This window comes from Streptomyces sp. NPDC050388, assembly GCF_040655635.1.
Lineage (GTDB): Bacteria > Actinomycetota > Actinomycetes > Streptomycetales > Streptomycetaceae > Streptomyces.
Genome location: NZ_JBFAKH010000059.1, coordinates 18,516 through 35,743, shown reverse-complemented (window position 1 = coordinate 35,743; position 17,228 = coordinate 18,516). Strand labels below are relative to the sequence as shown.

Annotated in this window: 17 protein-coding genes; 4 read left to right on the top strand and 13 right to left on the bottom strand. The window is 72.5% G+C overall.

The annotated features are described in order from the left end of the window. Positions 1 to 70: 70 nt before the first annotated feature. The 4 genes from AB0I73_RS28430 to AB0I73_RS28415 form a co-directional block, all read right to left on the bottom strand. Positions 71 to 1,093: a class I SAM-dependent methyltransferase gene (locus AB0I73_RS28430; RefSeq protein ID WP_363041999.1), complete on the bottom strand. Its 1,023-nt coding sequence runs from the start codon at positions 1,091 to 1,093 to the stop codon at positions 71 to 73. Next, a complete protein-coding gene (locus AB0I73_RS28425; RefSeq protein ID WP_363042024.1) occupies positions 1,090 to 2,271 on the bottom strand; it encodes a glycosyltransferase family 4 protein in 1,182 nt (393 codons plus the stop codon). The genes AB0I73_RS28430 and AB0I73_RS28425 overlap by 4 nt, the downstream gene beginning before the upstream one ends. Positions 2,272 to 2,288: 17 nt before the next feature. After that, positions 2,289 to 2,687, bottom strand: a complete 399-nt coding sequence (locus AB0I73_RS28420; RefSeq protein ID WP_363041997.1) for a 6-carboxytetrahydropterin synthase — start codon at positions 2,685 to 2,687, stop codon at positions 2,289 to 2,291. Positions 2,688 to 2,820: 133 nt separating this feature from the next. Next, the gene (locus tag AB0I73_RS28415) at positions 2,821 to 3,804 is read right to left on the bottom strand and encodes a zinc-binding alcohol dehydrogenase (protein WP_363041995.1); all 984 of its coding nucleotides are present in this window, start codon (positions 3,802 to 3,804) and stop codon (positions 2,821 to 2,823) included. A 108-nt stretch (positions 3,805 to 3,912) separates the two neighbouring features. Between AB0I73_RS28415 and AB0I73_RS28410 the strand changes: the two genes are divergently transcribed. Continuing rightward, positions 3,913 to 4,674: a CDP-alcohol phosphatidyltransferase family protein gene (locus AB0I73_RS28410; RefSeq protein ID WP_363041993.1), complete on the top strand. Its 762-nt coding sequence runs from the start codon at positions 3,913 to 3,915 to the stop codon at positions 4,672 to 4,674. 154 nt (positions 4,675 to 4,828) lie between these two features. On the opposite strand, the gene AB0I73_RS28405 is transcribed toward AB0I73_RS28410, so the two are convergent. From AB0I73_RS28405 to AB0I73_RS28390, 4 genes are read right to left on the bottom strand one after another with little or no spacing between them, the layout of a single operon-like run. Beyond that, positions 4,829 to 6,082 (bottom strand): MFS transporter, encoded by a 1,254-nt coding sequence (locus AB0I73_RS28405; protein ID WP_363041991.1) that lies wholly within the window; start codon positions 6,080 to 6,082, stop codon positions 4,829 to 4,831. Then, positions 6,082 to 7,908: an ABC transporter permease subunit gene (locus AB0I73_RS28400; protein WP_363041989.1), complete on the bottom strand. Its 1,827-nt coding sequence runs from the start codon at positions 7,906 to 7,908 to the stop codon at positions 6,082 to 6,084. The genes AB0I73_RS28405 and AB0I73_RS28400 overlap by 1 nt, the downstream gene beginning before the upstream one ends. A gap of 2 nt (positions 7,909 to 7,910) precedes the next feature. After that, positions 7,911 to 9,437 carry an ABC transporter substrate-binding protein gene (locus AB0I73_RS28395; RefSeq protein ID WP_363041987.1) on the bottom strand — a complete coding sequence of 509 codons (1,527 nt, stop codon included), beginning with the start codon at positions 9,435 to 9,437 and terminating at the stop codon, positions 7,911 to 7,913. A 3-nt stretch (positions 9,438 to 9,440) separates the two neighbouring features. Next, positions 9,441 to 10,001 carry a GNAT family N-acetyltransferase gene (locus AB0I73_RS28390; RefSeq protein WP_363041985.1) on the bottom strand — a complete coding sequence of 187 codons (561 nt, stop codon included), beginning with the start codon at positions 9,999 to 10,001 and terminating at the stop codon, positions 9,441 to 9,443. A gap of 153 nt (positions 10,002 to 10,154) precedes the next feature. Here AB0I73_RS28390 and AB0I73_RS28385 point away from each other — a divergent pair, with 153 nt between their 5' ends. Continuing rightward, entirely contained in the window at positions 10,155 to 11,153 is a 999-nt protein-coding gene (locus tag AB0I73_RS28385; protein WP_363041983.1) for an ATP-binding protein, read from the top strand. Positions 11,154 to 11,169: 16 nt separating this feature from the next. Here the strand turns inward: AB0I73_RS28385 and AB0I73_RS28380 are convergent, their stop codons facing one another. Together AB0I73_RS28380 and AB0I73_RS28375 are read right to left on the bottom strand one after the other, a co-directional pair. After that, entirely contained in the window at positions 11,170 to 11,709 is a 540-nt protein-coding gene (locus AB0I73_RS28380; RefSeq protein ID WP_363041981.1) for a hypothetical protein, read from the bottom strand. A gap of 318 nt (positions 11,710 to 12,027) precedes the next feature. Then, positions 12,028 to 14,529 carry a discoidin domain-containing protein gene (locus AB0I73_RS28375; protein WP_363041979.1) on the bottom strand — a complete coding sequence of 834 codons (2,502 nt, stop codon included), beginning with the start codon at positions 14,527 to 14,529 and terminating at the stop codon, positions 12,028 to 12,030. A gap of 521 nt (positions 14,530 to 15,050) precedes the next feature. On the opposite strand from AB0I73_RS28375, the gene AB0I73_RS28370 reads away from it, so the two are divergent. Together AB0I73_RS28370 and AB0I73_RS28365 are read left to right on the top strand one after the other, a co-directional pair. Next, complete coding sequence (locus AB0I73_RS28370) at positions 15,051 to 15,380, top strand: hypothetical protein (protein WP_363041977.1); 330 nt, start codon at positions 15,051 to 15,053, stop codon at positions 15,378 to 15,380. 11 nt (positions 15,381 to 15,391) lie between these two features. Then, a complete protein-coding gene (locus tag AB0I73_RS28365; protein ID WP_363041975.1) occupies positions 15,392 to 15,622 on the top strand; it encodes a hypothetical protein in 231 nt (76 codons plus the stop codon). Between the two features lie 76 nt (positions 15,623 to 15,698). Here AB0I73_RS28365 and AB0I73_RS28360 read toward each other — a convergent pair whose 3' ends face one another. From AB0I73_RS28360 to AB0I73_RS28350, 3 genes are read right to left on the bottom strand one after another with little or no spacing between them, the layout of a single operon-like run. After that, positions 15,699 to 16,115: a hypothetical protein gene (locus tag AB0I73_RS28360; RefSeq protein WP_363041973.1), complete on the bottom strand. Its 417-nt coding sequence runs from the start codon at positions 16,113 to 16,115 to the stop codon at positions 15,699 to 15,701. Positions 16,116 to 16,159: 44 nt separating this feature from the next. Then, a complete protein-coding gene (locus AB0I73_RS28355; protein WP_363041971.1) occupies positions 16,160 to 16,438 on the bottom strand; it encodes a hypothetical protein in 279 nt (92 codons plus the stop codon). Beyond that, a complete protein-coding gene (locus tag AB0I73_RS28350; RefSeq protein ID WP_363041969.1) occupies positions 16,420 to 17,007 on the bottom strand; it encodes a hypothetical protein in 588 nt (195 codons plus the stop codon). The genes AB0I73_RS28355 and AB0I73_RS28350 overlap by 19 nt, the downstream gene beginning before the upstream one ends. Between the last annotated feature and the right edge of the window lie 221 nt (positions 17,008 to 17,228).

Below are 17,228 nucleotides of genomic sequence, written 5' to 3'. Positions count from 1 at the left end.
AGAGCGCGCGGGGCGCTGCCGGGGCGCGGTACCGGGGTGTCCAGGACCGGTGTTCCCCCCGTCCGGGCACTCACGCGGCGGCACCCGACGGCCGGCACAGGGCGAGCAGGTCGTTGTGGTGGACGACGACCCGCAGCTCGCCCGCCGCGCAGGCCTCCAGGCGCTCGGTCAGGTAACGGCCCGCGGGCTCGGCCAGTTCGGGGCGCTCCTCGACCGCCGCGCCGACCCAGCCCCGCAGCCACTGCGCGGTCAGTTCGGCCTGCTCGGGGCCGAGCTGCCAGGGGCTCGGGTCGAGCCGTACGGTCGCGCCGTGTTCGGCGAAGGCCTCCGTGGCGACGGTGGCCGCGTCCGGGCCGAGCAGTCCGCCCCGGCGCTGGTGGGCGTTGAACGCCTCGGTGATCTCCTGGTCCAGCGGGTGCGGCGCGGTCAGTTCGACGCGTCCGGCCACCGAGAGCGTGAGCAGGGCCGGGCAGCCGGCTCCGGCGCAGGCGGCGGCGAGGGCGTCGACGTCCTCGCGGGTGAGGACGTCGAGCAGTGCGGACGCCGTCACCAGGGAGGCGCCCGCCAGGGCCTCCGGGGTGAGCCGGGCGACGTCGCCGCGCCGGGTCTCCACGCTGACGCGGCTGCCGTCGGCGGCGGACCGCGGTGAGGCGACGGCGGCGAAGTGGAGGAGGTAGGGGTCCCGGTCGTGCAGGATCCAGTGCTGGGCGCCGTCCAGCCGGGGCGCGAGCCAGCGGCCCATGGAGCCGGTGCCGCAGCCGATGTCGTGGACGATGAAACCGCCGGCCCGCTGCGGCAGGTTGGCGAGCCGGATGCGCAGCGGGTCGAGCAGGTCGTGGGCGCGTGCGCAGGCGTCTGCGGGCTCACGCAGTTGGAGCCACTCGGGCGCGTACCGGGCGGGTTCATCGGTGTCGGCGGTGGCGGCCTCCCGCAGCCGGAGGGTGTCCCGCTCCCCGGGACGGAGCGCGGGGCCGGCCCCGGGGATGACGGACTGCCGGGCGGCGGAGCCGGCCGGTCCGGCCGGTCCGGCCGGTGCCGTCGGCTGCGCCGTCTGCGTTGTTGACGGGGTCTGCGTCGTTGACGGGCTGGTCATGCGGCCCTCCGGGGTTCGGTCGGAAGCCGGCGCAGTACCGCCGCCAGGCTCTGTGCGGTGCTCGCCCAGCCGCCGAGCGCGGCACGCCGGCCGCGCGCGGCCGCCTTCAACCGGCGGCGGACGTCCGCCTCGCCGAACCAGCCGCGGAGTTCGACGGCGATGGCGGCGGGGTTCTCCGGCGGCACGAGGATGCCGGGCACCCCGCCGTCGGGGGCGCGGCCGACCGCCTCGGGCAGACCGCCGACATCGGTGGCCAGCACCGGGATGCCACGCGCCAGCGCCTCGGTGACCGCCATGCCGTACGTCTCGGCGTACGAGGTGAGGACCATCAGGTCGGCGGCGGCGTAACTGGCGTCGAGTTCGGCGCCGGATTTCGGTCCCGCCAGCTCCAGCCGGTCCTGGAGGCCGTACTCGCCGATCAGGGACCGCAGATAAGCGACGTACTCGGGGTCATGGCCGAGTCCGCCGACCAGCGAGCAGCTCCACGGCAGGTCGGACACCGCCGCCAGCGCCTCGACCAGCCGGTGCTGGCCCTTGCGCGGGGTGAGGGCGGCGACGCACAGCAGCCGGGAGACGCCGTCGGTGCCGGAGGCGAGGGGCGCGATGTCGGCGCCGGGAGCGGCTACGTGGACCCGGTCGGGTGCGAGCCCGTGGTGGGAGACGAGACGGCGTACCGCCCAGTCGCTGGTGCCGATGACGGCCGGCACCGCGCGCAGCACCGTACGCTCACGGGCGTCCAGGTCGGCGGCGACCGCCGGGTCGAGCCCGGTCTCGTCGCCGAGCGGGAGGTGGACGAGGACGGCCATCCGCAGCCGTTCCGCCTCCGGGACGATGATCTCGGGGACCCCGCAGGCGACCAGTCCGTCCAGCAGGACGACGGCGCCGTCGGGCAGTTCGCACAGGGTGCGGGCGAGCGCGGTGCGGGCGGCGGCGTCCGGGCGGGGCCAGTCACCGGCCACGGCGTGCCGCTGCACCTCCCAGCCGAAGCCGGGCAGGTCCAGACAGACGCGCCGGTCGTAGGCGTTGCCACCACTCGGTGCGGCCGGGTCGTCGACGCCGCCCGGCATCAGGAAGTGCACGGAGCGCAGGGACATGGGGATGATCCCTCCGTTCCCCGGGAAGGAGGCCTGCTGGGGAACGTAGTCCAGGCGGGCCCGCTGGGTGGCCGTGTCGGTCACGGTGGCGGTGGCGTCGTTCACAGCTCACGCTCGTAACTCGCCCAGGCTATGTGCGATTCGTGCAGGGTGATCGTGAGTCCCGCGATGCCCTTGGCGCCCTCGCCCAGCGCGCCCTTGTGGATGCGCTCGGCGAGCCGGTCGGCGATGACCTTGGCCAGGAACTCCGTGGAGGTGTTGATCCCCGCGAAGTCGGGTTCGTTGTCGAGGTTGCGGTAGTTCAGCTCGCCGACGACGGCCCCGAGTTCCTGCGTCGCGAGGCCGATGTCGACGACGATGTTGTCCTCGTCCAACTGTTCGCGCCGGAATGTGGCGTCCACGAGGAACGTGGCCCCGTGCAGGCGCTGGGCCGGTCCGAAGACCTCGCCATGGAAGCTGTGGGCGATCATGATGTGATCGCGGACGGTGATGCTGAACAACGGACGACCCTCCAGGTGCGGCGCGTCTGCCCCCCGGCCGATCGCCGCCGGGGATGCCGTGTAGTACGGCCGTCCGCCGTCCGGCGTTCAGCCTCCGGTCCGTCTTTTCTCAGGTCAGGCGGTGGCCCTTCGATCAGGGCGTGACGTGGTCGTAGCGGACGAGGTGACACAGGGCCGGGATCTCGCCGGAGGCGAGGCGGGGCATGACGCCGGGCAGCTCCTCGAACGCGGACTCGCCGGTGATCAGCGCGTCGAGCGCGGGGTCGGCCAGCAGCTCGAGGGCGAGGGCGAGCCGGTCGGCGTAACTGCGGCCGGGGCGGGCCGGGGAGACCGTGCCGACCTGGCTGCTGCGGATGGCGAGCCGCCGGGAGTGGAAGGCCTCGCCCAGCGGGAGGCTCACCTTCCGGTCGCCGTACCAGCTCAGTTCGATCACCGTGCCCTCGGCGCCGAGCAGTTCGAGCGCCCGGGTGAGCCCTTGCTCGGTGGCGCTGGCGTGCACGACCAGGTCGCAGTCGCCCAGGGCGTCCCCGGGCAGCGCGAATCCGACGCCGAGGGCCTCGGCGGTCCTGGCGCGCGCGGGATCGGCGTCGACGAGCTGGACGCGTACGCCGGGGAAACGGGCCAGCAGCGCGGCCACCGAGCTGCCGACCATGCCGCCGCCGACGACGGCGATCCGGTCGCCGATCAACGGCGCCGCGTCCCACAGGGCGTTGACGGCGGTCTCCACGGTGCCGGCCAGCACGGCCCGGCCGGCGGGCACGTCGTCGGGCACGGGTGTCACGGCGCTCGCCGGGACGACGTAACGGGTCTGGTGCGGGTGGAGGCAGAAGACCGTGCGCCCGACGAGTGCCGCAGGCCCCTCCTCCACCACGCCCACGTTGAGGTAGCCGTACTTCACCGGCCCCGGGAAGTCGCCCTCCTGGAACGGCGCGCGCATCGCCGTGTACTGGCTCTCGGGCACCCCGCCGCGGAAGACGAGGGTCTCCGTACCGCGGCTCACCCCGGAGTACAGCGAGCGCACCAGCACCTCGTCCTCACCGGGGGCGGGCAGGGCGATCTCGCGGATCTCGCCCCGCCCGGGCGAGTCGAGCCAGAACGCACGAGCGGTGCGGTTCATCGAATTCCTCCTGAACGAACGGTGAGTTGCACCCGTACCGAGGGGTGCACAGGCCGCGCACAAGGCAGCGGCGTTGATCGACTCTGTCACACGGCCGGAGGGTGTTCGGTGGCCCTGAACAACAGTTACGACGCGAGGCTCGTACAGCAGGAGACCGCCGTGGGGGCGGGCGTACAGGTCCTGCTGCTGGCGCTTCTCGGTACGGCGGTCGGCATGGGCCCGGCGGGCTGGCTGACCGGCCTCGCGTTCGCGATCGCCACCTGGGCGGTGCTCTCCCGGGCCCTGCACCGGTCCCGGCTGCGCTCGTTCGGCCCGGCCAACCGGGTCACGCTCGGCCGGGCGATCCTGGTGGGCGGGGTGACCGCGCTGGTCGCCGACTCCTTCCAGGACACTCCGCCCGTCTCCCTCCTCGTCGGCCTGACCGCCGTGGCCCTCGTCCTCGACGGGGTGGACGGCAAGGTGGCGCGCAGGACCGGCACGTCGACCGCGCTGGGCGCCCGTTTCGACATGGAGGTCGACGCGTTCCTCATCCTGGTGCTCAGCGTGTACGTGTCGATGGCGATGGGCCCCTGGGTGCTGCTGATCGGCGGTATGCGGTACGTCTTCGTCGCCGCGGCCCGGGTGTGGCCGTGGCTGAACGCCGCCCTCCCGCCGAGCACGGCCCGCAAGACGGTGGCCGCGCTGCAGGGCGTGCTCCTGCTGGTGGCGGGCGCGGACCTGCTGCCGCACCCGGTCAACGTCGGGGTGGTGGCGCTGGCCCTGGGCCTGCTGCTGTGGTCGTTCGGCCGTGACGTCCTGTGGCTGTGGCGCACCTCGCGGGTACGGCCCGCCCCCGTCGAGCGGCCGGTTCGGGAGCTCGTCGCGCAGTGACGCCCGTCCGGCGGCCCGGCGGACACGGGACGGCTCCTGGACCGGGGAGGCGAGCCCTTCCCCCGCACTCCACGACACGACAGAGCGCAGTACGGCACGGCACCCGCCGGCGACACCCCGGGGCCGGGGAGCCGAACAGGCGTGAGGTGTCCCGTCACCCGCGCCGGGGCAGCAGTCCCACCGCCGCCGCTGTGACACCGGCCAGGACCAGCCAGGGCACCGCAGGGGGCAGTCCCGCGTCCAGCAGGGTCCCGGTCGCCGAGCTGCCGAGCAGCACGACGAGGCCGGAGACGGAGGACAGCGCGCCGGTGTAGAGGCCGAGCCGGCCGTCCTCGGCGAGCTCGGGGACCCAGGCGCGGGCCACCGGCACGACCAGCATCTGGCCGAAGGTGAGCAGGACGACGAATCCGGCCACCGGCGCCAGCGCGGCAGCTCCCGGCCATCCTGTCGGCCGTGTCGTCGCAGCCGCCCCCGCCACCACCGCGAACCCGGCCGCGATCAGCAGCAGACCGGCCGCCATGGACCGGCGCATGGCCAGCCGCTCCCCCACCCAGCGGGTCACGGGCAGCTGGGTGGTCACCACCAGCAGCGAGGACAGGGCGAACAGCCAGGCCAGCGACGTCTGTGAACCGGTGACCCGCTCCACCTCCGCGGGCAGGGCGAGATACAGCTGGTTGTACGCGAGCAGATGGGCGCCGTACGCGCAGCACAGGGCGAGGAAGGGCCGGTTGCGCAGCAGCAGCCGCAGCCCGCCCCGCACCGGGGTCCGTTTCCTGCCCGGTATGCGCTGGGGCAGTAGCCAGGCGTGTCCGGCGAGGACGAGGACGAAGACGCCCGCGCCCGCGAGGCAGGTGGTGCGGAAGTCCACGGCCAGCAGCAGGGCGCCGAGCAGCGGGCCGACGAACGCTCCCGCCTGTCCGGCCACGGTGAACAGCGCGAGGACGCGGGTGCGGGACCGGCCGCTCTCCTCCTCCCACACGACGGCCTGCCGGGCCACCTCGGACTCGACGGCCGGTGAGAACAGGGCGGCGGCGAAGCCGATCAGCAGCACCGCGCCGATCACGGTCCAGGTCTGCTCGGCGTACCCGAGCCACGCGAACCCGGCGATCCTGAGGGCGCAGCCGGCGAGGACCACGGGCCGGATGCCGTACCGGTCGGCCAGTGTCCCGCCGACCACGAACAGCCCCTGCTGGCTGAACGTCCTGAGCCCCAGCACCAGCCCGACCAGCCACCCCGCCATGCCCACGGTCCGTCCCAGGTGGGCGGCGAGGAAGGGCAGGACGACGAAGAAGCCGATGTTGAAGGCGAGTTGGGTGAGGATCAGCAGGCGCAGGATTGGGGAGAGCCGGGTACGGCGGCGGCCGCTCTCCTGCGGGGCCTTGCGCGCTCCGAAGGAGGACAGGGACATCACCGTGCCTCCACCAGTCGGCGTTCTCCGTCTGCGCCTTCGGGGTCTGCGCCTTCGGGCTTTTCGGCCGGGGTGCGTTCCTCGGGTCCGGACGGCGCGCGCGCCGTCCGCCCGGGCCGCCGCAGCCCGCCCGCCGCCGTGACCGAGAGGGCGCCGAGCAGGGCGAGGGCGGCGGCCGGGGCGAGGACGGCCCAGGGGGCGCGTTCGGCGTAGGGCTGGTTCTCGGCGAGGAGCCGGCCCCATTCCGGGGACGGCGGCTGGGCGCCGAGCCCGAGGAAGCCGAGGGAGGCGAGGGCGAGGGCGATGCCGGGCAGCCGTAGCAGGGCGTGGCGGAGGACGGGCGGCAGTACGGCGGGCAGGAGGTGGCGCCGCAGCAGATGGCGGCGGCCGGCGCCCAGCCCTTCGGTGGCGGCGGTGTGCTGGGCGGCGTGTTCCTGGAGCAGCAGCGCGGAGGTGTGCGCCGCGAGCGCGGTCCAGCCGACGGCGGTCACGGCGAGCGCCGGTGTGGTGGCGCCGCTGCCCACGGCGGCGGTGACGAGCAGGGCGGCGAGCACCGGGGGTACGGCGTTGACCGTGTCGACGAGGGCCCCGGACAGCCGGGGTACGAGGCCGAGCAGGACGCCGACGCACAGGGTCGCCGCGCTGATCCCGAGGGCGAGGAACAGGGTGTCGAAGGCTCCGTGTCCGACGCGGGCGAGCATGTCCCGGCCGAGGGCGTCGGTGCCGAACGGATGTGTGAGGGAAGGGGGTTGGAGCCGCTCCTCGGTGTTCAGGGCGAGTGGGTCGCGGGGCAGCCCGAAGGCGACGACGGCTGCGAGGAGGGCGCCGTGGACGAGGGGCTGGGTGCGGCGGGCGGGCGGCGTCGGCCGGTGCAGTGTCGACAGGGCGCCGTCGCGCAGGGCGGGTCCGGTGAGCAGCGGGGCGGCGAGCCGGCAGGCGACGGTGACCAGGGCCGCGAGCAGGACGAGGGCGAGGGTGCCTGCCTGGAGGACGGGCAGGTCCTGGGCGAGGGCGGCCTGGAGGGTGGTGCGGCCGAGTCCCGGGATGTCGAAGACCTGCTCGACGGCGACGGCCCCGCCGGTCAGCCCGACGACGAACAGGCCGAGGTTGGGCAGCAGCACGGGCAGGCAACGGCGCACCGCCTGGCGGGCGATGCGCCGGCCCGGAATGCCCCGGGCGGTGGCGCTCAGGGCCCAGGGTTCGGCGAAGGCGCCGGGCAGCAGGTCGTCGAGGAGCCTGCCGAGCACGGCCCCTGCGGGCAGGCCGAGGGCGAGCGCGGGAAGCACCGTCCACCGGGGCCCGTACCAGCCGAGGGCGGGCAGCCATCCCCACTGCACGGCGACCACGGTGGCGAGGACGGACGCGAGGAGGAATTCGGGCAGGGCGGCGAGCACCGCGGACCCGGTGCCCGCGGCTCGGCGTCCGCGGAGGCGTCGCCGTGCGCCGAGCCGGAGCGTACGGGCACACACCAGGGCGGCGGTGAGCGCGGCGACGAGGAGCGCCACCGTCATCAGCAGCAGGGAGGCGCCGAGTGCGTCGAGCACCTCAGGCATGACCTCGCTGCCGGAGATCCACGACCGTCCCGCGTCCCCGCGCCACAGGCCGCTCAGCCACTGCCCGAGCAGGTGCGCGGGCCCGGCCTCGAGCCCGAGTTGGGCCCGGATGCCGGCCAGCACCTCGGGGGCGGGGTCGCGGTCGGCGGACCGGGCCTTGAGGACGGTGCGTGCCGGGTCGGTGTGCGAGAGCCAGGGCAGCAGGCCGATGCCGCACACCAGGGCGGCCGCGAGGACGACCCGCCACAGGAGTGCGGCCACCTGCTGTCGCATCGTCAGCGCCGCGTTCCCGTGCCGACGAGGGTGCGCTCGTACGGGTCGAACAGCACGCCGCGCACCGAGGTGCCGACGCCGGTGAGGATGCGCTGGTGGACCAGCGGCAGCACCGCGTCGGTGCCGAGTACGGCGGCCTCGGCGGTCATGGCGGCGTCCTGCCGCTTGTCGGGGTCGGCGGTCCGCTCGGCCTCGGCGACGGCCCGGTCGACGTCCTCGTCGCAGAGCTGGGCGATGTTGTTCGCGCCGTCGCAGGTGTAGTCGGCGGCGAGCACGGCGACGGGGTCGCCGGTGTCGAGCATCGTGTTGCGGGCGAGGACGAACGCGTCGAACTTCCCGTCCAGCGCGTCGGTTTCGAGCCGCGAGTACTCCCGCACCTCCAGCTCGACCTCGAACCCGGCCTTCTCCAGCTGCTGCTTCAGCACCTGGGCGACTTCGGGAAGTTCGGGCCGGTTGTCGTAGGTGGCGAGGGTGATCGGGGCGGTGTCCTTGCCGGCGGCGGCCGCTCCGGCCCGTCCGGTGGGCTTGACCCGCTTGCCGTCGGCCCAGGTCACGGCGGGCCCGAAGACACCGGCGCCGGGGTCGGCGTACCCCTCGTACACGCCTTCGGCGAGTGCGGAGGTGTCGAGGGCCTCGCGGGCGGCGGCGCGCAGCTTCGGGTCCTTGAAGGGGCCGGAGAAGGCGTTGAGCAGCAGGCCGGTGGTGCGGGTGGTGGCGGTGTCCTGGCGCATGGCCGCGTCGAGGGTGGCCGCCTGGGCGACGGGTACGGCTTCGGCGATGTCGAGTTCGCCGGTGCGCAGGGCGTTGGTGCGGGCGGTGCCGTCGGCGATGAACCGGGCGTCGATGCCGGAGGCCTGGGCGCGCCCGCCCCAGTAGTCGTCGAAGCGGTCGAGGGTGGCGGAGGTGGCCCCGTTGACCTGGGTGAGCTCGAAGGGCCCGGTGGCGGTACCGACCGGATCGACGTGTGAGGCGCCCTTCGTCTCCCCCTCCTTCTTCTTGTAGGCCTTCTCGGCGAACACGGCGAGGCTGGGGCTGGAGAGCCGCAGCGGCAGGACCGGGTCGGGCTCGGCGGTGCTGACGCGGACGGCCCGGTCGCCGTCGGGTTCGGCGGTCAGGGTGACGCCGGTGAGGGCGCCGGGGACCGGCTCGGCCTCGGTGGCGTGGGTGAGGGCGGCGGCGACGGCGGCCGGGGTGACGTCCGTACCGTCCTGGAACCGGGCCTCGCGCAGCGTGAACACCCAGCTCTTGTCGCCGTCCTGACGCCATGACTGGGCGAGCGCGGGCGCGGCGGAGCCGTTGGCGTCCAGCGCGGTCAGTCCCTCGGAGACACCGAGCCGGCTGAGGAGGGTGGCGTCGGCGCCGTACGGGGAGAGCTGCTCGGCCGGCGGGAAGGCGAGCGCGACGCGCAGCCGGGAACCGCTCCCGGCGGCGTCGCCGTCGGCGGGGTCATCGCTCCCGGAGGCGAAGCAGCCTGCCAGGAACGGGGTGGTGGCGAGGGCGGCGAGCAGCCGCGAAGGAAGCCGGCGCACCGGTCACCGTCCCATCGGGATCTCGAAGTGGAGGACGCCGCTGCCGTCGCCCGCGTCCTCACGTTCATCGTGTACGACCTTGGCGAGGGACCGCCAGAAGGGCTCGGCACCGGGGACGGACGGGTCGGTGTGCAGATACACGGACCGGTAACCGCCGTCGGCCGCCGCGAAGTCGAGCAGTTCGTCGACCATGCGCCGGGCGAGCCCGCGCCTGCGGTGGTCCGGCCGGACGTACACGCGCCGCACCTGAGCGGTCTCCCCCGAGGGGTACCGCTCGGCGAGTTCGCGCGGGTTCGGCGGGTGCGCGGGCCCGCGGGAGTCGAGCGCGGCGGTGGCGACGACGTCACCGCCGCCCCTCCCGTCGCCGCTTCCGCCCTCGGGGTCGATGGCGACGAGCAGAGTGTGCCGGGGGGAGGCGAGGTAGGCGGCGGCCGGATCGATGATGTCGCCGTGCCACCGGGGCACGTAGCCGGTGCCGAAGTCGCGGTAGACCGTGTCGAGCATCACAGCTCGCGCACGGTCGAGGTCTGCCGGACCCGCGGTCCTGATGATGTAGTCACGCACTTGCGCATCATATGCATTAAGTCTCCAGAGTCGATCATTCGGGTGAACCTCAAAACATGACGGCCGGGACACGCGCCGGAGTGTTTGACACCGCCGCGACCGACCCCTAGAACCTAGCAATATGACATTCGTTTTCAAAAGGGCGGGGTGTCGATGAGGATCGCGTTCGTCGGCAAGGGCGGCAGTGGCAAGACGACGATGTCCGCCCTCTTCTCCCGTCACCTGGCGAGCACCGGCGCCCCGGTCCTCGCCATCGACGGCGACATCAACCAGCATCTGGCCGAGGCCCTCGCCCCCGCCGAGGACACCCCGGTGACGCCCCCTCCCCTGGGCCCGCTCCTGCACGACATCAAGGCGTACCTGCGTGGCACCAACCCCCGCATCACCTCCACCGAGTCGATGATCAAGACCACCCCGCCCGGCCGCGGCTCACGCCTCCTGCGCCTGCTGGGCGACGACGAACTACACGCACGGCACGTCGTCCGGGCCGGTGGCGTCCCGCTGATGGCGACGGGTCAGTTCGACGACAGCGACCTGGGTGTGGCCTGCTACCACTCCAAGCTCGGCGCGGTGGAGCTGTACCTGGGCCACCTGGTCGACGGCCCCGGCGAATACGTGGTGGTCGACATGACCGCGGGCGCCGACGCCTTCGCCTCCGGTCTGTTCACCCGCTTCGACCTCACCTTCCTGGTCGCCGAACCCACTCGCAAGGGCGTCTCCGTCTACCGCCAGTACCGGGACCACGCCCGCGAGTTCGGCATCCGCATCGCGGTCGTCGGCAACAAGGTGACCTGCGAGGACGACCTCCTCTTCCTCAAGAACCAGGTGGGTGACGACCTCCTGACCCACCTCGTGCACTCCGACTGGGTGCGGGCGGCGGAACAGGGCAGGGCAGCACCGGCCGACCCCGACGCCGCAACCGCCTCGGACCCCCTGAGCGCACTGGAACCCCACAACCGCCACGCCCTGACGGTCATGCGCGAGGCCGTGGACTCCCACCCCCGCGACTGGGACCGCCTCCACCGCCACGCCGTGGAGTTCCACCTCCGCAACGCCCGTTCCTGGGCCGACGCGCGCACGGGCGAGGACCTGTCGGCCCAGGTGGACCCGGACTTCGTCCCCGGCCCCGAAGCCCTCCTGCCCTGCCCCTGACCCTGGTCCTACCCGGCTACTCGATACCGGTCGCGTCGAGGAGCCGGACCAGGTCCTTGCGCCCGTACCCGAGCAGCCGGGCACGATGGGTGCCCGTCAGCAACAGGTGTGCGGCGATCACCGCCGCACACCCGTCCCTGTCGTCACCGAGCCACTCCTGCGGCTTCTCGACCCCCAGGCTGTTCATCACCAGCCCGTGCTCGCGCCGGACTTGAGCGACGGTCCCGGCGACCGCGTCCAGCAGCGTCTTCCCCGGCCGCTCGCACTCCAGCGCGAAACACCCCCAGTCCACCGGCACACAGCCCTCCGGCGGCCGCTCCCGCACCCCCGCGTACCGCTCGTCCCCGAACCCGACCGCGCCGAACTCCTCGTGCACCAGCGCGAACCGATGGAACCCCGCCGGAACCGGCGGCGGTGGCGGCGTGTACTGCCACCCCGCGTCCTCGTACAACAGCCTCTTCACCTCCTCCTCGTCGGCATGCGTCACGCTGAACCCGCTGGCGTCGTTGCGCCCGGTCGTCGTCCCGTCGGGGTGGCGATGAAAGTGGAGACCCATGTGTACCCCCGTGGTCTGCGATGAGAACGACGAGAAGCCCTCGTCACAGGACCAAACGGACCGCGACCCCCGCCCGTGCCCGTCCTCGACAGCATCACCCGATCGCGTGAGCACGAGGTACGAACTGACGGCAGGGCGACAGAGCCTTCACGCACGGGTGGGACGACGCGTTCCAGGGGCACCGGCGAAGGCTCCGGCCAGGCGATTCGCATGCCGGACGAAGCCCGCTTCCCGCGCTGGAGGTGATCGTTCCCCGCCGAGTGGCGTCGGAAGGCCGTGCGTGCTGTGCCGTACGGCGCCGGCGTTGTGGTGGTCGCGTCAGTCGGCCTGTGCCTGGGCGACGACGCCGGTGACGAACTGCTCCGCCTTCCCGCCCCGGGACCGGACCAGCAGGCGCAGGGGCTGCGGCAGGTGGTGGGGCAGGTCGGTGGGAACCGTCACCAGCCAGCGCGTGCGCAGCGTCCTTCCCTCCTGGAGGGTGGTGGGGCGGATCGTGCGCTGGGGAAGGGCTTCCCAGCTGTCGGGGACGAGCAGGTGCGGGCTGACGACTGTGGTGGCTGTCGCCGTGACGGTGGTGGTGACCTTCACGGTCCTGCCCGGCTCCACGGGGACAAGACCGTTCGATGGTGTCTCGACGGTGAGGGTGAGCCGGGGGTCTTCCGTGCGCCATGACTGCCAGGCGGCGACTCCCACGGCACCGCCCGAGGTGCGTGTGGCGGTGAGTCGGAGGGCGGTGGTGGTGACGGCCCTCCCCAGGAGGATCCGGTTGAGGGTTCCCGGCCGGGGGGCTCGCGGGGTGCGGTGCTGGCCGGGCAGGGGATGCCATCCGCCGTCCCGGCCGCGGTAGTGGAGTTCGTAGGAGTCAGGGGTGCGGACCCCGCCGCCGTCGTCGTAGAAGGAGATCCGCAGGTCCGACACGGGGGTGGGGACGCCGAAGTCCACGGCGAGCCAGTCGTCGGCGTGGGGGCTGCCGTAGTTGGTCCACCGCGACGACGGCGTGTCGATGTGGAGGTCCTGTCCGTCGATGGCCTTGGCCGGGCTGTCGAGGGGGAACGTGTACGAGGCCCGCGCGAGGGGGTGGCCCTTCTGCTCGACGTTGGCCAGGTCGTCGACCTCACGGGGCAGGGTGTGCTGCCTGGCCCTGCCGATGGTGAGCGTCACCGGCTCCAGGTCGTCCTGCCGGTGGATGCGCCGGCCGTCCAGCCAGACGCTCAGGCCTGCTCCGTGTCCGTAGTGCCGGCCACTGCGGTCGAAGAGCACGCTGAGGTTGTGGCCGTGGTAGGGGAGGTTCTCCACGGCGAAGTGATCCCATGCGCGCGGTACCAGGGGCGCGAGGGCGACGGTGGCATCGGGCTGGGAACGGATCCCGAGCAGCCCCGACAGGACCAGGTCGTTGAAGGTGGAGTGGTTGTAGTCCTCACTGTGCCCGCGGCCGTCGTAGATCCAGCGGTCCTCGTCGGGGTGGTGCGCCTCGGCGACATACGGCTTGCCGTCCTTGCGATGGGTCAGGGCGTAGGCGCGGAGCACGGCGTAGTAGTCGGCGCGGTCGACGTGGGGCTGGGCGGGGTAGTCGATGAGGAGGTTGGCCAGGGCGGTGAGCGTCTGGCTGGTGGCGAACGGCCAGCTCGGACCGTTCCAGCGGCAGCAGCCTTCGAGTGCCTGGTACATGAACCACGGACTGCGCCGCTCGACCGTGGTGGGACCGAAGGGCGCGGAGAACCCCTCGGGATCGCGCAGTTGGGCCCATGCCGCGGCGTTGTCCGCCGGCGCCATGTGGAAGTACCACGGCAGGAAGCCGATCTGCTCGCGGTCGGCGAGCCTGCGCCGCTCGGGATTCCCGTCCCGCATGACGTGCTTGTAGAACTGGTCCTCCTCGTCCCACAGCAGGCGTTCCTGCTGCACCCGCAGGGCACGGGCCCGCTCGTCGTAGCGGTCGGCCTTCGCCTCGTCGCCCCGGTGGCCGCGGCGCCGCAGGAGTGCGGCGATCGCCTTGGCGTCGCCGTACTGGTAGGCGTTGAGAGTGGGGCGGAACCCCTCACCACCGTGGTAGGGGTCGTCGCTCTGGTAGGAGCTCGCGGTGTACTCCATCGCGTCCCACACCGGTGTCTGCCAGTAGAGGCCGACCTCGTCGTCGAACTGCGGAGCCCATCGCCCCCACTGGCGCTCCAACTCGTCGAGCAGACCCAGGGCGTGCTCCCATCTGCCGTCGGTCGACGCCCGGGCCACGACGGCGTCCGCGATCCAGAAGGAGTACTGGTGTGCCCAGTCGGTGGTGTTCTCGTTGAGGAAGTCCGTGGCCGGTTTGGGTCCTGAGCCGCTGCCGCGCAGCCAGTAGCCGATGTAGTCGTCGAGGTAGCGGTGGTCGCGCAGCCAGCGCGCCTCGCGGATGTGGTGAGCGGCGGCGGCGTTGATCCCGCCGTGCGGCGCGGAGTAGCCGACCGGCCCCAGGAACTCCGAGAGGATCCACCCCTCCCGGGGCCCGGTGTACTTCAGGGCGTGCTTGATCACGCGCCACCGGTAGTAATAGGTGTCCCGGATGGCGGCATCGGGCAGGTCGACGAAGGGGATGTTCGCCTCGTACCACTCGGCCTCCGGCAGGTCTCCCAGCAGTGACCGGTGGTCCAGGAAGGCCGTTCCGGGGCCCACCACCGGATACAACGGAGACGCGCTCGCCCCCTTGCCGGCTGCGGGCGCCTCGCCCGGAGGACCGCCGACCGCACCCGCCCGTGCGGCCGCGCCGGGCGGCACCGCACCGCTCAGGGCCACCGCGCCCAGGGCCGCAGCGCCGCTGTGCAGAAGCCGCCGACGATCGAGGGCCATGCGAGTGCTCCTTCTGCGAGAACGAGTCGACAGAGCTGCCCGAGCGGCTGACGGACCGTGCCTGACACCGTTGTCCGCCAGAGATTCTCGGCTCAGAGTGCCATGGGTCGGGTCCACAGTTGAAGAGTCTGTGCAACGTTAGAAAAACAGATCCCGTACCCGAGGGAGTGAGACCACGACGACATGGACGCCCCTGTCCGGGTTCTTGAACCGCACTGACCTGATGGCCACTTGCAGAGCGAGGAAGCCGGGCCGTCCCTGCGCCCGGTCGTCGTCCCGTCGGGGTTGCGATGAAAGCAGAGACCCATGTGTACCCCCGTGGTCTGCGATGAGAACGACGAGAAGCCCTCGTCACAGGAACAAACGGACCGCGCCCCCACCCGTGCCCGTCCTCGACAGCATCACCCGATCGCGTGACCAGGCACTGCACGGCTGCCACCGGACAACGCAACTCAGCCGTCCCACCTCGGAGATCACCACAATCCCCCACACGTTCACGCCCGCTGAACTACCGTGCCGCCATGACGACGACGCCTGGGAAGCCACTCCCCCACCTCACTCCGACCGGCACCTGCTGGTGCGGCTGCGCCAAGAAGGTCGGCGCGGGTTCCTTCTTCGCCCCGGGCCACGACAAGGTGGCGGAGGCGGCCCTGCTGGCAGCCGAATACGGTTCGTCCGTCGCCCAGTTGCTGCACGCCCACGGATACGGCCCCGGACACTCGGTGAGCTCCCGTGCCGTCGCCGAGGGCGTATGGCAGAAGTGTCCGTCGTGCTCCTACGTGGGCGCCCCGGCGAGCATCGCCAACCACACGAGGCGCGAGCACGCGCCCGCCACAGCCGAACAGGCCTGAGGACCGACACCATGACCGAACCGACCGCCGCCACATCCAGCCAACGCGCCGACCTCGAAAAGGCGGTGCGCACCTATGGCGGCCACTGGGACACCGCTCGCGGCCTGCGCGCTCTACGCGACGCGGGCCACAGCCCCCAGGAAAAGAACACCCGCCACATCCTCCGCGAGCTCGCACGTGAAGGCCTGCTGGTCAAAACGGAGGACTGGCCCGTCCTCTACACCACGGCGAAGAAGGATTGAGGGGAAACGGCCGGTGCACCGAAGCACCGGCCGTCCTTCCCGCGGCTCCCCACGGCTCGACGGCGCCTGACAGCTCTCACGCGCCGCGCATGAGCTCCGCGTTGACGGCGTCGACCCGTGTGTACAGGGGTCCTTCAGTCACGATGGTCTCGCCCCTCCCCTGGCGCCGCAGGTCCACGTCGATCACGGTGACGAGCGAGTTGCCCAGTCCGATCACCACCCACCAGTCCCGCCCGTCCGCCCGTACCCGCCAGGTCGACTTCACCCACTTGCCGGTGTCCGTACGCACCTCGGCCGAGACCAGCTCCCAGCCTTCCGGGTCGAAGCGGGTCACCTTCTCGAGAGGTGCGCCCCGTTGCCGCAGGCGCTCGGTGACGTGAGCGCCATGGGCCTTCAGCCGTACCGGTTCGCCCAGGATGTGGCGCACTCGCGTGAAGAGGCTTCCGGGGCCTGTCTCGACGTGGAAACGAGCGGTCTCGAACCGGGGTGGCACGGGGAACTCCTGGTGAGGGGAAGGAAGATGCCGGCGGGCAGGTGTCAGCGGTGACGCCAGAGTTGGTGCAGGCGGAGGACGTCCATGCGCCAGTGCATTTCGATGGACGGGGCGGGTACTCGCTCCCGGCCGAGGCTGTGGCGGATCTTGATCGTGTCGCTGCGCGCACTCTTCTGCTTGACGTAGTCCACGACGATGTTCGGCCGGCCCTGGGCTCGGAGCCACTTGCCGAGCGCTTCGCCGATGTAGAGGTGGTCGGCGCTGCTCTCGCCCCGGGCCGCGGGGGCGACGGACGGACACCGGCTCAGCCGACCCTCTTCCACTCCTGGCACCCGTTGGTCTTGAAGTACTCGCCGCTGTTGAGCGTCACCCGCCCCTGCCCGGTCAGGTTGTTGTTGGCGATGATGGCGTCGAACTCGCCGCTGGCGTTCTTGGCCCGCTCCCAGTAGCAGCCCCACTCGTCCTCGGCCCCGGCCGTCTTGTACGTGCCGGCCTTGATGTCCTCGCCGACGACGTACTCGCCCTCCCCCGAGAAGCTGGTCGCCGGGCCCGGCTCCTTGGTCTTCTTCGGCTTGGCGGTCACCGTCTCGGTCTCGGTGACGGTGGGCGCGGGCTTGGCGCCGCCGTCGGCCTTGACGGTTTCGGTGACGGTGGCCGTCGGTCTGGGCGCGGACTCGGTGTCGGCGGCCGTGTTCTCCGAGGCCGCCGAGCCCTCGCCGCTGCTTCCGATGCCGACCCCGATGAACAGGGACACCAGGGCGACCGCCCCGTACTTCAGCCACCGGCCACGCCGCTTCGGGGACTGTGCCGGCCCGGCGGGCGCACCGAGGCCGAAGGGGCCCTGCGCGCCGGGGTCGGGCTGCGGGAAGGAGGAGGGCTGCTGGAAGGACATGGTCGTGCTCCGTTTCCGTACGACGCGGCACGTGAACTGCGATGAGGGAACTGCGACATGGGAGAGATCGAGGGTGCGCGGACGCTCGCCCGCGCACCCTCGTCCCGTCACTGAGGTCGAGGCGCCCCGAGGTGCCGGTCCGAGCGGTGACACCGCCCGGCACCTGACTCCGCACCTCCGGAAGCAGCACCAGAGAAGCAGAGCCTGGAAAGCGTTGTCAA